General features: G+C 47.1%; 13 protein-coding genes. 8 read left to right on the top strand and 5 right to left on the bottom strand.

What is annotated here, in order from left to right; translation table 11 throughout:
• The first annotated feature begins 158 nt into the window (after positions 1-158).
• The 3 genes from rpmI to CPIN_RS18615 all read left to right on the top strand — a co-directional run bounded on the left by rpmI (position 159) and on the right by CPIN_RS18615 (position 3077).
• Entirely contained in the window at positions 159-356 is a 198-nt protein-coding gene (gene rpmI, locus CPIN_RS18625; protein ID WP_012791390.1) for a 50S ribosomal protein L35, read from the top strand.
• Between the two features lie 55 nt (positions 357-411).
• Positions 412-756: a 50S ribosomal protein L20 gene (gene rplT / locus CPIN_RS18620; protein ID WP_012791389.1), complete on the top strand. Its 345-nt coding sequence runs from the start codon at positions 412-414 to the stop codon at positions 754-756.
• Between the two features lie 401 nt (positions 757-1157).
• A complete protein-coding gene (locus CPIN_RS18615) occupies positions 1158-3077 on the top strand; it encodes a carbohydrate-binding protein (RefSeq protein WP_012791388.1) in 1920 nt (639 codons plus the stop codon).
• A gap of 337 nt (positions 3078-3414) precedes the next feature.
• Here the strand turns inward: CPIN_RS18615 and serA are convergent, their stop codons facing one another.
• Positions 3415-4653 (bottom strand): phosphoglycerate dehydrogenase, encoded by a 1239-nt coding sequence (gene serA, locus CPIN_RS18610; RefSeq protein ID WP_012791387.1) that lies wholly within the window; start codon positions 4651-4653, stop codon positions 3415-3417.
• A 303-nt stretch (positions 4654-4956) separates the two neighbouring features.
• Here serA and CPIN_RS18605 point away from each other — a divergent pair, with 303 nt between their 5' ends.
• Positions 4957-6144 (top strand): serine hydrolase domain-containing protein, encoded by a 1188-nt coding sequence (locus CPIN_RS18605; RefSeq protein WP_012791386.1) that lies wholly within the window; start codon positions 4957-4959, stop codon positions 6142-6144.
• Here the strand turns inward: CPIN_RS18605 and CPIN_RS18600 are convergent, their stop codons facing one another.
• Positions 6145-7125 (bottom strand): cation diffusion facilitator family transporter, encoded by a 981-nt coding sequence (locus CPIN_RS18600; RefSeq protein WP_012791385.1) that lies wholly within the window; start codon positions 7123-7125, stop codon positions 6145-6147.
• Positions 7126-7280: 155 nt separating this feature from the next.
• Between CPIN_RS18600 and CPIN_RS18595 the strand changes: the two genes are divergently transcribed.
• Genes CPIN_RS18595 through CPIN_RS36780 form a run of 4 tightly spaced genes read left to right on the top strand, consistent with a single transcriptional unit; the run spans position 7281 to position 14352 of the window.
• Complete coding sequence (locus tag CPIN_RS18595; protein ID WP_012791384.1) at positions 7281-10688, top strand: SusC/RagA family TonB-linked outer membrane protein; 3408 nt, start codon at positions 7281-7283, stop codon at positions 10686-10688.
• A 15-nt stretch (positions 10689-10703) separates the two neighbouring features.
• Positions 10704-12161 carry a RagB/SusD family nutrient uptake outer membrane protein gene (locus tag CPIN_RS18590; protein ID WP_245552010.1) on the top strand — a complete coding sequence of 486 codons (1458 nt, stop codon included), beginning with the start codon at positions 10704-10706 and terminating at the stop codon, positions 12159-12161.
• A 21-nt stretch (positions 12162-12182) separates the two neighbouring features.
• Positions 12183-13031 (top strand): zinc-binding metallopeptidase, encoded by an 849-nt coding sequence (locus tag CPIN_RS18585; protein ID WP_012791382.1) that lies wholly within the window; start codon positions 12183-12185, stop codon positions 13029-13031.
• 10 nt (positions 13032-13041) lie between these two features.
• Positions 13042-14352, top strand: a complete 1311-nt coding sequence (locus CPIN_RS36780) for a DUF4302 domain-containing protein (protein ID WP_012791381.1) — start codon at positions 13042-13044, stop codon at positions 14350-14352.
• A gap of 80 nt (positions 14353-14432) precedes the next feature.
• Here CPIN_RS36780 and CPIN_RS18575 read toward each other — a convergent pair whose 3' ends face one another.
• The 3 genes from CPIN_RS18575 to infC form a co-directional block, all read right to left on the bottom strand.
• Positions 14433-17465, bottom strand: a complete 3033-nt coding sequence (locus CPIN_RS18575; protein ID WP_012791380.1) for an ATP-binding response regulator — start codon at positions 17463-17465, stop codon at positions 14433-14435.
• Between the two features lie 7 nt (positions 17466-17472).
• Positions 17473-17877 (bottom strand): response regulator, encoded by a 405-nt coding sequence (locus tag CPIN_RS18570; RefSeq protein WP_012791379.1) that lies wholly within the window; start codon positions 17875-17877, stop codon positions 17473-17475.
• Positions 17878-18068: 191 nt separating this feature from the next.
• Positions 18069-18788, bottom strand: a complete 720-nt coding sequence (gene infC / locus CPIN_RS18565) for a translation initiation factor IF-3 (RefSeq protein ID WP_012791378.1) — start codon at positions 18786-18788, stop codon at positions 18069-18071.
• Positions 18789-18844 lie beyond the last annotated feature (56 nt).

Raw genomic sequence — 18844 nt, 5'->3', positions numbered from 1 at the left:
CGGGGGGAATTTGATTTTCAGTACCTTAGTTGGACGAAAAAAAGTTTGCAGTTGTGGCTAAAAGTTATCCACACTCGCAATACGTTAATAAATATTTTATAACACGTGCTTGTTGTATAAAATATTTACCTACCTTTGCAGACCAAATTTGATGTAAGATGCCCAAAGTAAAGACTCATTCCCGGGCGAAGAAGACCTTCAAGGTTACCGGGAGCGGACAGATTAAGAGGTATAATGCCTTCAAAAGTCACTTGCTGACTAAGAAGTCTAACAAGAGAAAACGCCACCTGAGAGGTAGCACCCTTGTAGATTCGGCTAACCTGAACCTGGTAAAAAGAATGCTTGCTCTCAGATAATGAGAAGTGGTGTTGTTGAGTAATTAATTATTAAACCTGATCAAAAAAGCACTATATGCCTCGTTCAGTAAATGCTGTTGCTTCCAGGGCCCGCAGGAAGAAAATATTAAAGCAGGCCAAAGGCTTCTACGGTAAACGTAAAAATGTCTATACCGTAGCGAAAAACGTATTGGAGAAAGGTCTTACGTATAGCTACGTAGGTCGCAAACTCAAGAAAAGAAATTACCGTCAGCTGTGGATCGCTCGTATCAACGCTGCAGTTCGCGCTGAAGGAATCACTTATTCTGAGTTTATCCATAAATTGTCAGTTAAGAATATCGGCCTGAACAGGAAGGTATTAGCTGATCTGGCAATGAATGAACCAGAAACTTTCAAAAATCTGGTTGCTTCCGTTAAGTAATCTCGCGAAGCTTCGAAAGCATAAAATACCTGATGGCCGGTGTTGTATTCAACACCGGCCGTTTGTTTTTGGACAAATTGTAAGCGCCCGCCTGTCGTAGAGCTACGCTACCTGTAAAGCTCCAGAACCATAAAATACCCAATGGCCGGTGTTGTATTCAACACCTCCCCGCTGCCGCAGAGATACACTAATAGTTTGTATATTGTATAACAGCCGGCTGTTCGCCGGTCTGAAGCCCTTTTGACTATACTCATCTTCCGCTAATGCTCCGCTCCTGACGCAGCATCAACGAAAGATGAGTATAGTCAAAAGGGCTTTTTATTGGTATTCCACATTTTTACCTATCTTGGATCCGATAGGTAACCTATACCACCCTCTTAATAACTGTTAAATTGTCCCTCATGACAATCCACGTCCTCCGTTACAAACGTGTAATGCAAACGTTTGCATTATTCCTTTTGCTGCTGACTGCAGCATTCCATTCACAGGCGCAAACGCCCCGTTTTAAAGTCATTGCATTCTACAATGGCACATGGGACGCCGCACACATTAGCTTTGTACAGGAAGCCAACCGCTGGTTTCCCACCATCGCCGCGCAGTACAATTTCTCCTATGAAGCGACCAACAATTGGAACAACCTGAACGCGAATTTCCTCTCGCAGTACCAGGTAGTCCTCTTCCTGGATGACCTGCCTTCCGGCGCCGCACAACGTGCCGCCTTCCAGCAGTACATGCAGAACGGTGGCGCATGGATGGGCTTTCACGTCTGCGCTTTCACCACCAGCGCCTCCGGCTGGAGCTGGTACCACAACACCTTCCTGGGCAGTGGTAATTTCCGCAACAACACCTGGGGCCCTACCTCCGCTACCCTTAAAGTAGAAGACCGTACGCACGCCAGTACCCTGCGCCTGCCTGCCACCTTCACCTCCGCTGTCAGCGAATGGTATAGCTGGACCAACGACCTGCGCAACAACAGCAACATCAGGATCCTCGCATCCGTAGATCCTGTGAGCTTCCCGCTGGGTACCGATCCGAACCAGTCCTGGACAAGCGGTTATTACCCGATCATGTGGACCAACAACAACTTCAAAATGCTGTACGCCAACTTCGGTCACAACGACATGAACTACAGCAACAACACCCCGAAGTCATCCACTTTCGCCAGTGAAATCCAGAACAGATTTATCATCGACGGATTACTCTGGCTCGGTGGTGTTACACCTGGTGGCCCCGCTCCTGCCCTGCCAATCCCAGGCACCGTACAGGCAGAAAGTTTCACCGGCATGAGCGGTATCCAGACCGAAGCCACTACAGATGCCGGCGGCGGATTAAATGTTGGTTATACCGATGCGGGCGACTGGCTGGATTACAAAGTCAATGTACAGACTGCAGGTACCTACAATGTTCAGTTCAGAGTAGCCAGCGAAACAGCCGGCGGTACAATAGAACTGAGAAAAGATGGCGCCATATTGTCTACCGCTGCTGTGCCTGTTACCGGCGCATGGCAGACATGGACCACTGTCAGCACAACCGCTACATTAGCAGCCGGCGAACAAACCCTGCGTCTCCACATCGCCGCAGGTGGTTTCAATCTCAACTGGGTACAGTTCTCTACAACCAGCAACCCGGGCAACAACATTCCGGTTGGCCAGATCATCACACTCAGAGGTAGCAACAACCTTTATGTCAGCGGAGAAAATGGTACAAAAGCCATGACCTGCGAAAGAACGGCTCCACAAACCTGGGAGCAGTTCTCCGTATGGAATGCCGGTCCGGGCAAAGTAAACCTGCGCAGCATGGGCAAATATGTTTCTTCTGAAAACGGCCTGCAGGCAATCACCTGTAACCGCACCACCGCAGCTTCCTACGAGGCTTTCGACTGGATCTCCAATGCCGACGGTACCGTCTCCCTGAGAGGTAATAACGGTTTGTATGTTTCTTCGGAAAACGGTGCTGCCGCAATGACCTGTACACGGCCTACGATTGATGGTTGGGAGAAATTCAATTTCACGATCGTCGGACCAGCAACTGCCGCCGTTACACTCGCAGCTTCCAGACCGGAAGACACACAGAAAGATGCACAACTGAACGTCTATCCGAATCCATTCGGCAGTCAGCTGAATTATACCGTACCTGCAGCTTATGCTTCTCACGTAGCAACGATCTTTGATCTTAACGGTCGCCAGGTATTACGGTCTGTTGTAAAAGGTAAACAATCTGCCTGTTTCCTGAATACTTCCAACCTGCCACGTGGCTTCTATATTCTGGATATTTCCAGTGGTACCTATCACAAACGTTTTAAAATTCAGAAGGCAGAATAAGACTTGAAAAATTAGGAATTAAGAATTGTTTAGCCTTACATTGATTATTGTCAATTATCGTATATTCAAAACAGTTAGTAATACCCAGATAACAACTCTTCCTTTATGCACTTGATCTTCGCTATTATAAAAAGCGACTTTTCAGAGATTTATTCTTGTTTTCTTACATTAGCGTATATCCTACACAGTTATAAGTAATAAAACAATAATATCTGCTTAAAGCACTTGATCGAGGCTAATTCTTAATTGTTAATTCCTAATTCCTAATTGCAAAAAAGTGAGATAAAAAAAGGCGATCGCTGCACAGCGATCGCCTTTTTTTTATCTCACTTTTTGCCTAGTAAAGTAGTCTTGTTTTAATAGTATGATTCACATCTTTCAGCAATGCAAATGCTTCTTTGGATAACTTACTATCCACGTCCAGCACCACATAACCAATAGCGTCATTCGTTTTCAGATACTGCCCCAGGATGTTGATCTTATTCTGAGATAATACAGTGTTAATCTCTGACAATACACCCGGCACGTTCTCGTGAATATGCAGGATACGGTGTGTATGATCTACAGCCGGTACACTGATCGCCGGAATGGTATGAGAACCAAAGCTCGCCCCTTTCTCCAGGTAGTTCAGCATTTTCGCGCTTACATCCAGACCAATATTATGCTGTGCCTCTTCTGTACTTCCACCGATATGTGGTGTCAGAATCACATTAGATAATTTTTGCAAAGGAGTGGAAAATGCCGCACCATTTTTTTCAGGTTCAACCGGGAACACGTCAATCGCCGCACCTGACAGCTGACCGCTTACCAGCGCCTCTTTCAGGTCATCCAGTTCCACCACTTCGCCACGGGCATAGTTGATGAAAATAGCGCCCTTCTTCGTATGTTTCAGGGTTTCTTTATTGATCATGTTTGCGGTGGTCTTGGTAGACGGAACGTGCAGGGAGATAATATCCGCCTGCGCAAACAGCGCTTCCAGTGAACGTAACTGTACCGCATTACCCAGTGGCAATTTGGTTTCCACATCGTAGTAGAATACGTTCATACCCAGCGCCTCGGCCAGTACGCTAACCTGACTACCGATATTACCATAACCCACGATACCCAGTGATTTACCACGCAGTTCGTAACTGCCTTTTGCTTCCTTCATCCAGATACCGTCATGCGCTGCCGCATTCTTATCCGGAATACGGCGAATCAGCATAATGGACAAACCAATCACCAGTTCCGCTACAGAACGTGTATTGGAATAAGGAGCGTTAAATACAGCCACACCCAGCTCACGGGCACTCTTCAGATCTACCTGATTCGTACCGATACAGAAACAGCCCACCGCCTGTAACTTGGTAGCAGCTTCCAGCACTTTCCTGGTAACCTGCGTCTTCGAACGGATACCCAGCAGATGAACGTCTTTCACTTCACGGATCAGATCTTCCTCGCCTAATGCGCCCGACAATCTTTTTACGTTGGCATACCCCGCCGATGAAAACTCCGCTGCCGCGGCATCGCTGATATTTTCCAACAATAAAATATTGATCTTCTCCTTCGGATAACTTGTCAACTTTTGCTGATCCATTGATTATATTTTATGCGTTACCAATTGCAATAAACAATTGGCTTAATAATTGTAATATGCCAAAACGAAGGCACAAACCTAAAAGATGTTAAGCAATTATCAAACAGTCTGCCCTCCGAATTTGATTTCGTCAAAATTTAAATCGAATTTGGCCCTTTTTTAGGCGTTTTTGTCCTTTAAATCTTAAAATACCTTTAAAATCGTGTTTTGGCGACTGTTTTTTTTGCGTAACAAATCATCCGGGGCTAATTTTGGCGCCTTTACAATTAAGTAAGCAGAAACAGAACCGACTCTAACTAGCAGATGAAAGCAGCTTATATCGTATTAACTATTTCCGGCATGGCCTTGTATGCAATTACAGCCTGTCAGAGCAATGCAGCAAATAATAAAGAAGGCAAAAATAAAGCAGATACTCCGAGGACTGAAGTGTTAAGCGAAACTGCCATGGCAGTACTTAATGCACCCTCCACCAAAGCACAGCAGGTAGAATTAAACAGTTTCTACAGAGACATGGTTCGCGGCGGCTTTAACGGGTCTATGATCGTCGCTAAAAAGGGCGTCATCATTTTCGAACAATATCATGGCCTGGAAAATTACCGGAACAGGAACTCAGCGATCAATGATAGCTCCTCCTTTCAGCTGGCCTCCGTTTCCAAGACTTTTACCGCCATGGGCATCCTTTCCCTGATGGAAAAAGGAAAACTCGGCCTCCAGGACTCCGTACAGAAATATTATCCTCAGTTTCCATATAAGGGTATTACCCTGCAGATGCTGCTCTCTCATCGTAGCGGCCTGCCAAATTACCTTTACTTCTGCGACAGCATCTGGCCGGATAAGGATAAATTCCTGACCAACGAAGATGTCATCCAGCTGATGATAAAACACCGCCCGCGTATCCAGCATACCCCGGGAACACATTTCCAGTATTGTAATACGAACTACATGCTGCTTGGTGCTATTATCGAAAAAGTAAGCGGACAGAAGTACACCGAGTTCATGCAGCAGACCTTCTTCAATCCCCTGGGCATGACCAATACCTTTGTATATGACCCGTCCAGCGCCGTACGCGCTCACCAGACGGCCAGTCATAAATATAACGGTCAACTGGAGCCAGACACTTACTTTGACGGCGTATTTGGCGATAAAGGTATCTACAGCACGGCCAGAGACATGCTCAAATGGGACCAGGCCCTGTACAACGGTCAGCTGTTCTCCGCAGAGACTATCAAGGCAGCTTACACCCCTTACAGTCACGAAAAACCAGGCATACGTAACTATGGCCTCGGCTGGAGACTCATGGTTTACCCTGACAGCAGCGAGATCGTTTACCACAATGGCTGGTGGCACGGCAATAACACCGTGTTCAACCGTATCATAAAAGATACATCCACTATTATCATTCTTGGAAATAAATATAACCGGAATATCTACCGTGCAGTAAAACCGGTAAGTGCCATCTTAGGACATGGCACAGAGGAAGGGGAGGAATAATTACTCCCCATGCTTTCTGTTGGGCAGGACGTTCTCTCTCTTCCATTCAATAAGCCCCGAAAAGGCTTCCTGCCGCACCGGACAGTTTTGCATCTGACAATAATGACAGCAGGACGGAATACAAGGGTCCGTATGTATAAAAAATTCTACTTCTCCGGAGGAAAAAGCATCATTGACCAGCCGCTCAATCGCCTTTAACTCCTCGTGCGCGTCACTCAGTTCCAGGTAATAGGGTAAAGTCAGATGACAGTCAATGTGATAATTATTACCATATTGCTGCACCCGCATATTATGCACATCAATCCAGCGCTCCCCACGATGTGCAGACAACACCTGTATCACCTTATCCACTACACGCATATCCGTTTCGTCCATCAGACCGGATATTGAAGTCCGCAGCAACTGATACCCCTGACGTAAAATCAATACACCCATCAGCGCAGACGCCGCCGGATCTATCCATTTCCAGCCGGTAAAATGTATAATCAGCAAAGCCGCGATCAATCCCAGACTACTATAAACATCCGTCATAATATGCTGACCATTGCCAGTAATAGTCATAGAGTTCAGTTTCTTCCCCTCCCGTGCCAGGAAAAGACCCAGTAACAGATTGGCCAGCGTCGTACCTGCTATCAGCCAGACACCCTTATCCAGTTTATTCAGTTCCGTAGGAATAAAGAAGTATTGCCCTGCCTTGAAAAGAATAAGACAACCGGCAATAAAGATCATCGCACCTTCAAAACCAATAGAAAAAAACTCCACCTTCCCATGCCCGTAAGGATGATTTTCATCTTTCGGTTTCCTGGTAAGATAAATACTGTAACAGGCAAAAGCCCCGGCCACAACATTGATAATGGACTCCAGCGCATCAGACAGGATGGCAACAGAATGGGTCAGGAACCAGGCAGCAAACTTGGTCCCCGTTAAAACAAAACTGACGATCAGTGAAATTAATATAACGCGTAAGTCTCTTCTCTGCAAAACGTGACGGATTGATTCACAAAGAAAAGGAAAATATTGCGTAAGTTAGTAGAGGGGTTCGTAACAGAACGCTGTATGTAGAAACCTTGCAATTATCCTGATATCATATAAATGTTTTCCTTTTAACCCTTCGAAGGGTAACCAAAATCTGTAGTATGTACATTCCAAACCCGAAAGCAAAGTGGCTATGCCTGCTTCTGTGCAGTGCATTCAGCCAGGTGCATGTAAATGCTGCCCCTGTCATTGCAAAAAGCGTTTCGCCCGGCGCCTATGGATTATTTCAACAGCCTGTTACTGAAACAGTTACCGGTATTGTAAGAATCTATGGAAAAAACGGTCGCCCCGAAGCCATCCCCGGTATTAACGTAATAGAAAAAGGTACTGTCAACGGGACTGTCACAGATGCCGCAGGCGCCTATACGTTAAAGGTAAAAAAGGGTGCTACGCTCACCTTCTCCATGATCGGGTATAAATCCCGCGAAATGAAAGCGTCGTCTGCAGAACCACTCAACGTCATCCTGGATGAAGATGTGAGCGCACTGAAAGAAGTCGTTGTAACCGGTTACCAGACGATCGACCGTAAACTTTTCACCGGTGCTGCCGCCAATGTAAAAGCATCCGACATCAAACGTGACGGTATCACCGATGTCAGCCGTATGCTGGAAGGCCAGGTAGCCGGTGTCAGCGTACAGAACGTATCCGGTACCTTCGGTGCGGCGCCTAAAATACGTGTACGCGGCGCCACCTCCATCACCGGCGATAATAAACCACTCTGGGTAGTGGACGGTGTCGTACTGGAAGACGTCATCAACGTATCCAACGAACAGCTCTCCACCGGTAACCCTTCTACCCTGCTCGGTTCCTCTGTAGCGGGCCTGAACCCGGACGATATCGAAAGCTTTCAGATCCTGAAAGATGCTGCCGCCACCGCCCTCTATGGTGCGCGTGCGATGAACGGCGTGGTAGTCGTAACGACGAAAAAAGGTAAGGTCGGTCAACCCGTAATTTCCTATACCGGCAACTTCTCCACCTACCTGAAACCTACTTACGATCAGTTCGACATCATGAAGTCGGATGATCAGATGGCTTTCTATAACGAACTGTCCCTGAAAGGATGGTTAAACCATTCTGATGCTACACGTGCCGAAAATGGCGGCGTCTACACCAAAATGTATAATCTGATCGATAAATACAACGCCACCAACGGCTCCTTCGGTCTGTATAACAGCCCTGAAAGCAAACGCCAGTTCCTTGAGCGTTACGCCAAAGCGAATACCGACTGGTTTGATGTATTGTTCCGCAACTCCTTTATGCAGGAACACTCGCTCAGCGTATCCTCCGGTACCGATAAATCTCAACTCTACGTCTCCACCAGCTTCCTGCAGGACCAGGGCTGGACAATGGCCGATAAAGTAAAACGCTTCACCGGTAACGTAAGAGCCAACTACAATATCAACGATAAAGTCTCCTTCGGTTTTATCACCCAGGGTGTCGTACGTGACCAGCGGGTACCTGGTACGCTGAACAGGAACAGTAATGCGGTAAGCGGACAATTCGACCGCGACTTTGACATCAATCCCTATAGTTACGCACTCAATACCAGCCGCGCCTTGACTGCCTACGATGAAAAAGGTAACCTGGAATACTTCACCCGCAACTTCGCTCCTTTCAATATCGTCAATGAAATGAGCAACAACTACATCGACCTGACCCAGCTCGATATCAAGTTGCAGGGCGACTTCTCCTATAAGATCCTGAAGAACCTGAAGTATACCTTCCTCGGTAACCTCCGCTATGTGAAATCCAGCCAGGATCACAAGATCAAGGAGAACTCCAATATGCCGCAGGCATACCGTGCAGCAGGCGATGCCACCATCCGCTCCCGTAACCGCTTCCTCTACCGCAACCCGGATGATCCGGAAGCAGAACCGGTAGTAGTGCTGCCCTACGGTGGTATCTATACAACGGAAGATGACTACCTGGTCAGCTACTATTTCCGTAACATGATCGAATGGAATAAAAACTGGAATGATAAACATATGGTGAACTTCCTCGGATCGCAGGAATTGCGCTATGCGAACCGTCAGAACAGGCAGTTTGACGGATATGGCTATCAGTTCGACAAAGGTGGCGTGCCCTTCATCGATCCGAATATCATCAAGCAGAACGTAGAAAACAACTTCAACTACTACAGCATCTCACAGAACTATGACCGCTACCTGGCCTACCTAGCCAATGCGGCTTACTCCTACAAAGGAAAGTATAACTTCAACGCCAGCATCCGCTACGATGGTTCCAACCTCCTCGGTGAATCCCGTACCGCACGCTGGTTACCTACCTGGAACGTCAGCGGTTCCTGGAACGTAGATACGGAAGACTTTATGCGCAGACAGGAAACCGTCAACCGACTGACACTCCGTGCCACTTACGGCCTGACGGGCAGTATGGGTAATGCCCGTAATTCCAGTGTCGTATTGCAGAACCGTAGCGCCAAACGCCCTTATCTTTCCGAAATAGAATCTGTTATTTATATCCAGAGCCTCGAAAACTCTGAATTAACCTGGGAGAAACAATACGAGACCAACGTTGGTATCGATGCGGGCCTGTTCCAGGACAGACTGACCTTCACCATCGACGGTTACCTGCGTAAAGGATTTGATCTGATCGGTCCGATCCGTACCTCCGGTATCGGTGGAGAAAGCGTAAAAATTGCCAACTACGGCGATATGAAATCTCATGGTGTGGAAGCTACTGCTGCCTACAAGATTGTCGATAACAAGACATGGGGGCTCCGGACGCAACTGACCGTTGGTTACAACAAAGGAAAAATTACCAAACTGGAAAATCTGCCGATTATATGGGATCTGGTAGTTGCAGATGGTGGCGCGACTGTTGGTCACCCGGTACGCGGACTGTACTCCATTCCGTTTGAAGGGCTGAACCCGAAAGATGGTACGCCTTTATTCACCAACCAGGACGGACAAAAAAGTGGTAACGTATACCTGCAAAGCGATAAGGTAAACAACCTGGTATACAATGGTCCGGTAGATCCTACCCTGACCGGCGGCTGGTTCAATACCCTCCGTTACAGCAACTTCTCCCTGTCAGCCCTGGTAACCTACAGCACGGGTAATAAGATCCGTCTGAACCCAGGTTTCAAACAGCAGTACACCGATCTGGATGCCAGTTCCAATGACTTCCTGAACCGCTGGACACTGCCGGGAGATGAAACCCGTACCGACGTACCTTCCGTACTGGATAAACTGGGCAACTCACTGCTGGACGGCGCATATCCGTACAACAACTACAACTACTCCACTGCTCGCGTAGCCAATGGCGATTTTGTAAGACTGAAACAGGTATCCGTCGCTTACAATCTTCCGCCAAAAATGATCCGCAGGGCAGGATTTAATAACCTGTCTGTCAGCCTGGTAGCCAATAACGTATGGCTGATCTATGCGGACGACCGTCTCAACGGACAGGATCCTGAATTCTTCAATTCCGGAGGTGTTGCACTGCCGATCCCAAGACAGTTCACCCTTTCCCTGAAAGCAGGTTTATAACCTAAAACCCATGTAATGATGAAAAAGATAACTTACTATATAATTGCTGCAACACTGATCACGGCCGCCGGTTGTAAGAAATACCTGGAGCAGTCGCCCGACCAGCGTACACAGCTTAATTCGGTGGAGAAAGTAGCCGAGTTGTTAGCTACTGCTTATCCGCAGGCAGACTATGCCACCTTCACCGAAGCGGCGTCTGATAATGCAGCCGACAAAGGCACCGGTGGTTTCCTTACAGAACAGATCAATACCAATCCTTACTTCTTCCGGGATGTGACAGAACGGGAACAAGGCTCTCCTACCAACTACTGGAATGCCTGTTACCAGTCTATCGCAGCCTGTAATCAGGCGCTGGAAGCGATTGCTAAAGCAGACAATCCGGAAGATTATAACGCACAGAAAGGCGAAGCATTGGTGGCCCGTGCATACAACCACTTTATGCTGGTGACCCTGTTCTCCAAAGTATACAATGCCACAACAGCAGCACAGGATCCCGGTATTCCTTATGTGACCACACCTGAGAAAATTGTCAATGCGAAATATGAAAGGAAGACCGTCGCCTTTGTATATGAGCAGATCGAAAAAGACCTGTTAACGGGTTTACCGCTGCTGGACAATACTGCTTATAAGGTACCAAAATACCATTTCAACAAAGCCGCAGCCAATGCCTTCGCTGCCCGTTTCTACCTGTTCAAAAAGGATTATCAGAAAGTGATCACCTATTCGAACAATGTATTCCCCGGCGGAAACTTCAAAACCAATCTGCGTCCCTGGGTAACGGTATACAGTCAGCTGACCGGTACAGAAATGGAGGCCATCTATACCAAAGCATCTGAAACAGCCAACCTCCTGCTGGTAGAAGCGCCTTCCAACTGGGCCCGTTCTGTAGCCAGCTATCGCTATGGTTTGAGAACAGACCTGGTATATGGATTATATGGTGACCCGAATGTAACGACAGGCAGCTGGGTACAGCCGCTTTACTACCGGGGCAGTACCGAAAACTGGCTAATTCTGAAATTCCGTGAACATTTCGTACGCTCCAGCGCCAATGCTGATATCGGGGTACCATATACCATTTTCCCACTCTTCACAGCGGAAGAAGCATTGTTTAACCGGGCAGAGGCCAATATTCACCTGGGCAACAACACGGCTGCCAAAAAGGACCTGGATGATTACGCCAGCATGCGTATAGAAAACTATAACAGTGACTTCAGGATCACAGACACGAAGTTGAGGACCTTCTACAAAACCTCCGATATAAAAACAGCGCTGATTAATGCATTACTCGACTTCAAACGGGCAGAGTTCATGCAGGAAGGTACCCGCTGGTTTGACATCTTACGCTATGACCTACCTGTTACACATACCAGTGTAACCGGGGAATCAGCTACTCTGACCGCCAATGATCCACGTCGTCTCTTCCAGTTACCACAGGAAGTTGTACTGGCCGGCATTCAACAGAACCCCCGTTAACACGGTAAAACTAATTTGACTATGAAACAAATGCAGATAAAATTGCTCATGGTATTTATCTTCCTCGGTAGCATCATGGCTTGTTCAAAGGATGATAAAATAGATAGTGTGAACATCCCCGGCCTCGGAGGTGAAACCTGGGTAAAAGGACCGCTGGATTTCTGGCTGGATTCCGTATTCACAAAGCCCTTTAATATCGAAGTCAAATACCGCTTCGAACGCTATGAACTGACCCTGGATAAAACACTGGTACCAGTCATGGAAAGTAAAGTGCAACCGGTTATGAGCACTATCCAGAAAACCTGGATCGCGCCTTATATCGCAGAAGCCGGCGAGACTTTCTTCAAAACCTATTGTCAGAAACAGTTTGTCCTGGTAGGTAGTCCGCAGTTCAACTCTAACAATACCATCACACTCGGTACAGCAGAAGGCGGTCGTAAGATCGTATTATTCTGGCTGAATGATTTTTTACTGACTGACAAGCCTTTTGTAAAGGAAATGCTGCATACCATTCACCACGAATTTGCGCATATTCTGCATCAGACCATTATGTACCCTGTAGAATACAAACGCATCTCTACCGGCTATACCGGTAGCTGGAATGACTATACACTGGAAGAAGCGCTGGATAGAGGATTTATTACACAGTATGCCCGCAGCGCACCGGATGAAGACTTTGTAGAAATGATCTCCACCATGCTGGTAGAAGGTAAAGATGGTTATGAAGCCATTATTGCCGAAGCCCCGGATGATGCACAGGCGAAGTTCCGTCAGAAGGAAGAAATCGTTGTGCGCTACTTTATGGAGAATTACAACATCGACTTCTACCGTCTCCAGACCCGCGTACAGGATGCAATTGATAACTTGTAAAACAGGAAACATGCTTTATAACAGACTATATATTATACTGCTGGCATTCCTCTTTGCCGCATGTTCGAAGGATAAAACCGAATCGCTTTTCGGAGAGAAACCGGAAGAACGTTTGGAGGAAGCCATGAAAGAATACAAGGCCACATTAACAGGAAGTGCCTACGGATGGAAAACAGGTGTCTATCCTGCCGCCGGTGGCGGATACGCCTTCTATTTTAAGTTCGGCGCCAATGACCGGGTCACCATGTACAGTGACGTTACACCGGATGCAGCCAGTCAGGGACTGGAAAGTACGTACCGCCTGAAAGCAGTTCAGCGTCCATCCCTACTATTTGATACCTATTCCTACCTGCACCTGCTCTCCGATCCTGATCCGAATGTCTACGGCGGAGCAACCGGACAGGGTTATGCGATCGATTTTGAGTACAGTATAGATGCCGTTTCTGCGGATACCATCAAACTGACGGGTATCGCCAACAACACCAGAATGGTGATGGTAAAAGCGACACAGGCGGAAGCAGAAGCGTATGCAGCAGGTGACTTCGTTTCGCTGATTGACAACATGCAAAGCTACATGGCGCAAAATCCGTGGTTGTATCTCGAATTCAGCGATGGGCGCAAATTACAGGTAAGTGTGAACTCCTTTGCCAAAAACTTTACCCTGATCTACATCGATGATGCCGGGCAGGTACAGCTGTTATCCACCGGATACTATTATACATTAAACGGACTCTATCTGAAGAACCCGATCACGTACAACGGCAATACATTCCATGAACTCTTCTGGGATCCGGTGAAAGAAGTCTTCTATGTTACTGTAAATGGTCAACGGGTAGAAGTAAAAGTCTCTCCCAGCTCTGTCGTGCCGGCACACAGGTTACTGGGCATTGACTTTGCTTCCCTGATCGTTCCGCCACAGGCATTACCGGGATGGTCGGCCGACTTCACGACGATCTATACCACTGCGGCGAATGCTATTCGTACAGGCCCTTACCGCCTGACTCTGTATTATACAGAGTTTGCCTTTGACGTGACACAGGGTATCATGAACGTGGATGTCTACGTCATTCAGAACAACAACTTGTACCTGGCACAGTATCCGTTCACCTATACGAAGACAAATGCCGGGGTATTCAAATTCACCGGACAAACCTTCAGGGGCAATGCCGGCCTGATTGCCACGGAGATGAAACCTTTGCTGGACTATATCCGGAATGACCGCTTTACCATGGATTTCCTGGTAGACAGTCAGGAAGGTAAACTGGCCCAGTTAAAAAGTGTAGAGCATCCTACCTTCTTTTTCTCGGGATATCCGCAATAACGATCACCATAACTTGTTGCAAAAATAAAAGAGGAACTGACTGCTCAGTTCCTCTTTTATTTTGATGTTTTGCCGGTATATTAAGCAGGTAGTATCACTGTAAATGTAGCGCCTTCATTCAGCTTTCCATTCGCCCTGATGATCCCATGATGATTCTCTACGATCTTCTTACAGAGTGCCAGCCCGATACCCGTACCGGCATATACCTTCCGTTCATTCAATCGCTGGAAGATGGCAAATATCCTTTCGGCAAACTGCTGTTCAAAACCGATTCCGTTATCAGAAAACTCCAGTTTTACATAAGAAATATCCTCCTGTAAGCCCGGATAAAACGGTATTTCCGGCGCCGGTAGTGGTGATGCGAAAATACTTATAAGTGGCTGATTTTCACAGAATTTGAGCGAGTTACCTATTAAGTTGGTAAAGAGCTGCTGAAGCTGTAAAGGAATACCTTTGACCACCGGCAGCGTATTGCTTTTTATAGTCGCCTGTTTCTGCTCTATCAGCAGGTCAAAATCGCCTTTTACCTGTTGTAATATCGTGTTCAGATCGATCGGAACAAACTTCTCTTCCGTGTTGGAGAGACGGGAATAATCCAGCACGTCTTTGATCAGTTGCGTCATCCTTTCTGCGGATGACTGGATCTTATCAAAGTAATTATTAACGGGATTCCCTTTCTGCAGACTTTTCTGCAACAACTCAGAGAAGGTTCTGATCTTACGTAGTGGTTCCTGCAAATCATGACTGGCGATATAGGCAAACTGCTCCAGTTCCGAGTTTTTTCGTAATAGCTCAGAAGTACGTGCTTCTACCTTCTTTTCCAGTTCCTCTGCACTATGTTGTAAGATGTCCAGCGCATGTCGGTGCAGCCGGGATACCCTGATCTGTGCACGTACCCTTGCCTGTAATTCTTTGGCGGAAAATGGTTTTGTCAGGTAATCATCCGCACCAATATCATAGCCTTCAATAGTCGCTTCCTCACCTGCCCTGGCAGACACCAGGATCACTGGTAATGACTCCGTTGCAGGGTTATGTTTTACATGATGCAACAGTTCGATACCATCCATTTCCGGCATCATCACATCACTGATGATCAGTTCAGGCTGATGTGTTGCTATCTTTTCCAGCGCCAGTTTTCCGTTGGCGGCTGTTTCGATGTAATATTGTTTTTCAAGCAGGCGTTGCAGATAGTCGCGCATATCAGCATTATCATCCACGATCAGGACACGCGCTCTTTCTTCTCCTTCTTCAATCCTATCGATATCGATGCCATTGCTATCCTGCTGGCGGTTGAAATACATGGCCTCATTGACATAAGCGGCACTAAGTCCGGGTGTCTGGTTAGTACCTGCACCTGCATTTTCTACCACCTGCTCTTCCGGCAAATGCGCTCTTCCCAGCGGTATCTTTACGGCAAACGTACTGCCTTTCCCTTCCTCGCTCTCCACACTGATATCGCCGTTGTGCAGTTGTACCAGCTCCCGCACGAGTGAAAGACCGATACCAGTTCCTTCAAAGGAGCGGCCTTTACTTTGTTTTACCCGATGGAAACGCTCAAACATGTTAGGCAGTTCCGACACCGGAATACCTACGCCAGTATCACGTACAAGCAATATGGCGTGTTGATCGCTTTCCTCCAGGATCACACTGATGCTCCCCTGTAAGGTATATTTAAAGGCGTTGGATAAGAGATTCAGGATAACCTTCTCCCACATATCGCGGTCAACATAAGCAGCCATAGAGAGGTCCTTACACGTCACATTGAATTCCAATCCTGCATGTTCCACTGCTGCTCTGAACGTACTGGCGATATCCGTCGTCACGTCGCTGAGGTTTACCGGAAAATACTGTGCCCTGACTTTATCCGCTTCAATACGGCTGAAATCGAGCAGCGTATTTACCAGTCGCAGCAAGCGCATAGCATTACGGTGAGTAGCGGTGACATTGGCTTCCTGCTGCTTAGTCAGTACACCATCCTGTTGAGACAACAATTCCTCCAGTGGCCCCAGCATCAGCGTCAATGGTGTGCGGAACTCGTGACTGATATTACTGAAAAAGGCGGTTTTTGCCCGGTCTATTTCCAGCAGCGCTTCCGCCCTTTTTCGGGCTTCTTCTACTGTATGCACATTTACAATACTACCCGCGATCTGATCGGCGACCAGCTGAAAAAAACTGGTGTATTTTTCATCCAGTTGCCGGTGCGGATTAATACCTACGATGAGCAATGCAAAAGGACAATCCTGTCCGTTTTGCATCACAGGAATCACGAGTGCCTGGTCCGGACTGATCGTCCAGCAACCAGAAGGCAGTTGTCCATATTTCGCCTGAAGCTCCTCGATCCTGGCCGCACGGTTATGCGTTATCACGTAGGGAAACTGCCAGTCGTCAGCAATCGTACTCTCCAGGATAAGCTCTTGCGGCAGGATATCTGTGGACAACAGTTCATCTGTTTTCGCCGTCATGTTCAGGGTGCCGGTCTGTATACTGAGTTCGTAAAAACAGGCAAAAGGGAAATCTGCCGGGTTTTCTTTTAATATTTCTACAGCGCGGTTATATACATCTGCATCATCTTTTGCTTCCGCCAGGTATCTACCCAGATCTTTCAACGTACGTAATTGTCTTTCACCAAGGATACGTTGTGTATCGTCAGTATTGGCGCAGATAATACCGCTGGTGCCGCCTTCATCTCCAGGCACCGGACTATATGAAAACGTGTAGTAGGTTTCTTCAGGATACCCATTCCGCTCCATCAGTAGCAGCAATGATTCATCATATGTGCCAACATTCTGCTGCATACACACTTCTGCCCTGGGACCTACCTGGTCCCATATTTCCGTCCATACCTCACTGGCAGGACTTCCCAGCACGGCAGGGTGTTTTCCGCCGAGAATACTTCTATATGCATCGTTATACAGGTTAATCAGGTCGCCGCCCCACCATACAAACATGGGTTGCCGTGAAGTAAGCATAATACGCACACAGGTCTTCAAACTTTGAGGCCACGCTTCAACAGGTCCTAATGGCGTTTTAGACCAATCCCTGGAGCGAATCAATTCCCCCATTTCACCGCCGCCGGTGAGGAATTCAGGGGTTACGGTCTTGGTTAGTTCCATAAAGTATCTAAATCGTCTGAATTCTACCTCTCAAAACTTGCTCCAATCTTTTAACAAGTTCGGAGATGCTGGGGGGTTTCACGATATAATCATTGGCCCCTAACGATTTTGTTTCGGTGATATCTTTCTGCTCTGAGGAAGTGGAGTATATAATGACGGGAGTCTTTTTCAGACGTGGCAGTTTCCGTATCTCGGTCAGGCATTCCCTCCCGTTCATCCGCACCATGTTCAGGTCCAGGAAAATAAAATCAGGAATAAAGTCGCTGTCAATATTAAGTTTGTTCAGCGCTTCGATTCCGTCATTTGCGGTGATGCAAGTAATATCCGGGTCTATCGTATCAAGTGCCAGGGCAAAAATTTCCTGGTCATCGTCGTCGTCGTCAATTAAAAAACAAATGATCTTTTCCTGCATATTGTGTCAAAACTTACCCAATATAATAAATTTGGGTATCCGGTTGTTTAGAATTTAAACATAAGTATTTCTTATCTGAGACTACATGGAGGAAGATAGTAAGGAGGACTGCAAACAAAAAAACCCGGAACACAGGTCCCGGGTTCATTCGATATAATTGCACCAAGTAAATAAAGCGGATTAAGTTCCTATTACTCAGGTTTGCCTTCAGATGGAGTCGGTGCTGGACGCGGCTCTCTCGGCTGCTGCGGGCGATCTTCCCTCGGACGATCATCCTTTGGACGATCCTCTTTCGGACGATCTTCTTTACCGCCGTCAGATTTCTTCTTAGCACTCTTAGGTGCGAAGATCGCGATCATGCGTTTACCTTCCATTGTCGGCATACCTTCCAGGGCGCCTACTTCAGCCAGCCTTTCAGCGAACTTCAGCAGAATCAGCTCACCACGTTCTTTAAACATGATCGCACGACCCTTGAACTGTACATATGTTTTTACTTTGTTACCATCCTTCAGGAATTTCTCAGCATGTTTCGCCTTGAAATCGAAGTCATGGTCATCTGTATTTGGCGTGAAACGAATTTCCTTCACCTCGCTCTTATGAGCTTTCGCCTTCATCTCCTTTTCCTTCTTCTTCTTCTCGTAGAGGAATTTGTTATAGTCGATGATGCGGCATACCGGAGGTACGGCATTAGGGGAAATCTCAACCAGATCCAGCCCCTGCTCTTCTGCCATGCGCAGGGCTTCCTCTGTACGATATACCCCAACCTCAATGTTTTCACCTACCAATCGCACTTCAGGCACGCGAATCATTCTGTTCGTGCGGTGCTCTTGCTGTTGTTCTCTGCGAAAGTTAGGATTTCTACCCCTGTTGGGATTGTTACTGTTAAAACTTGGTCTGGGTCCTTGTGGCATTAAAAAAAATAAAGTTACTAATTAATAATTGTCAGTATGTGGTCCATAGTCCACGA

Source organism: Chitinophaga pinensis DSM 2588 (assembly GCF_000024005.1).
Classification (GTDB): Bacteria; Bacteroidota; Bacteroidia; order Chitinophagales; family Chitinophagaceae; genus Chitinophaga; species Chitinophaga pinensis.
This window is presented reverse-complemented; position numbering and strand designations above follow the sequence as displayed.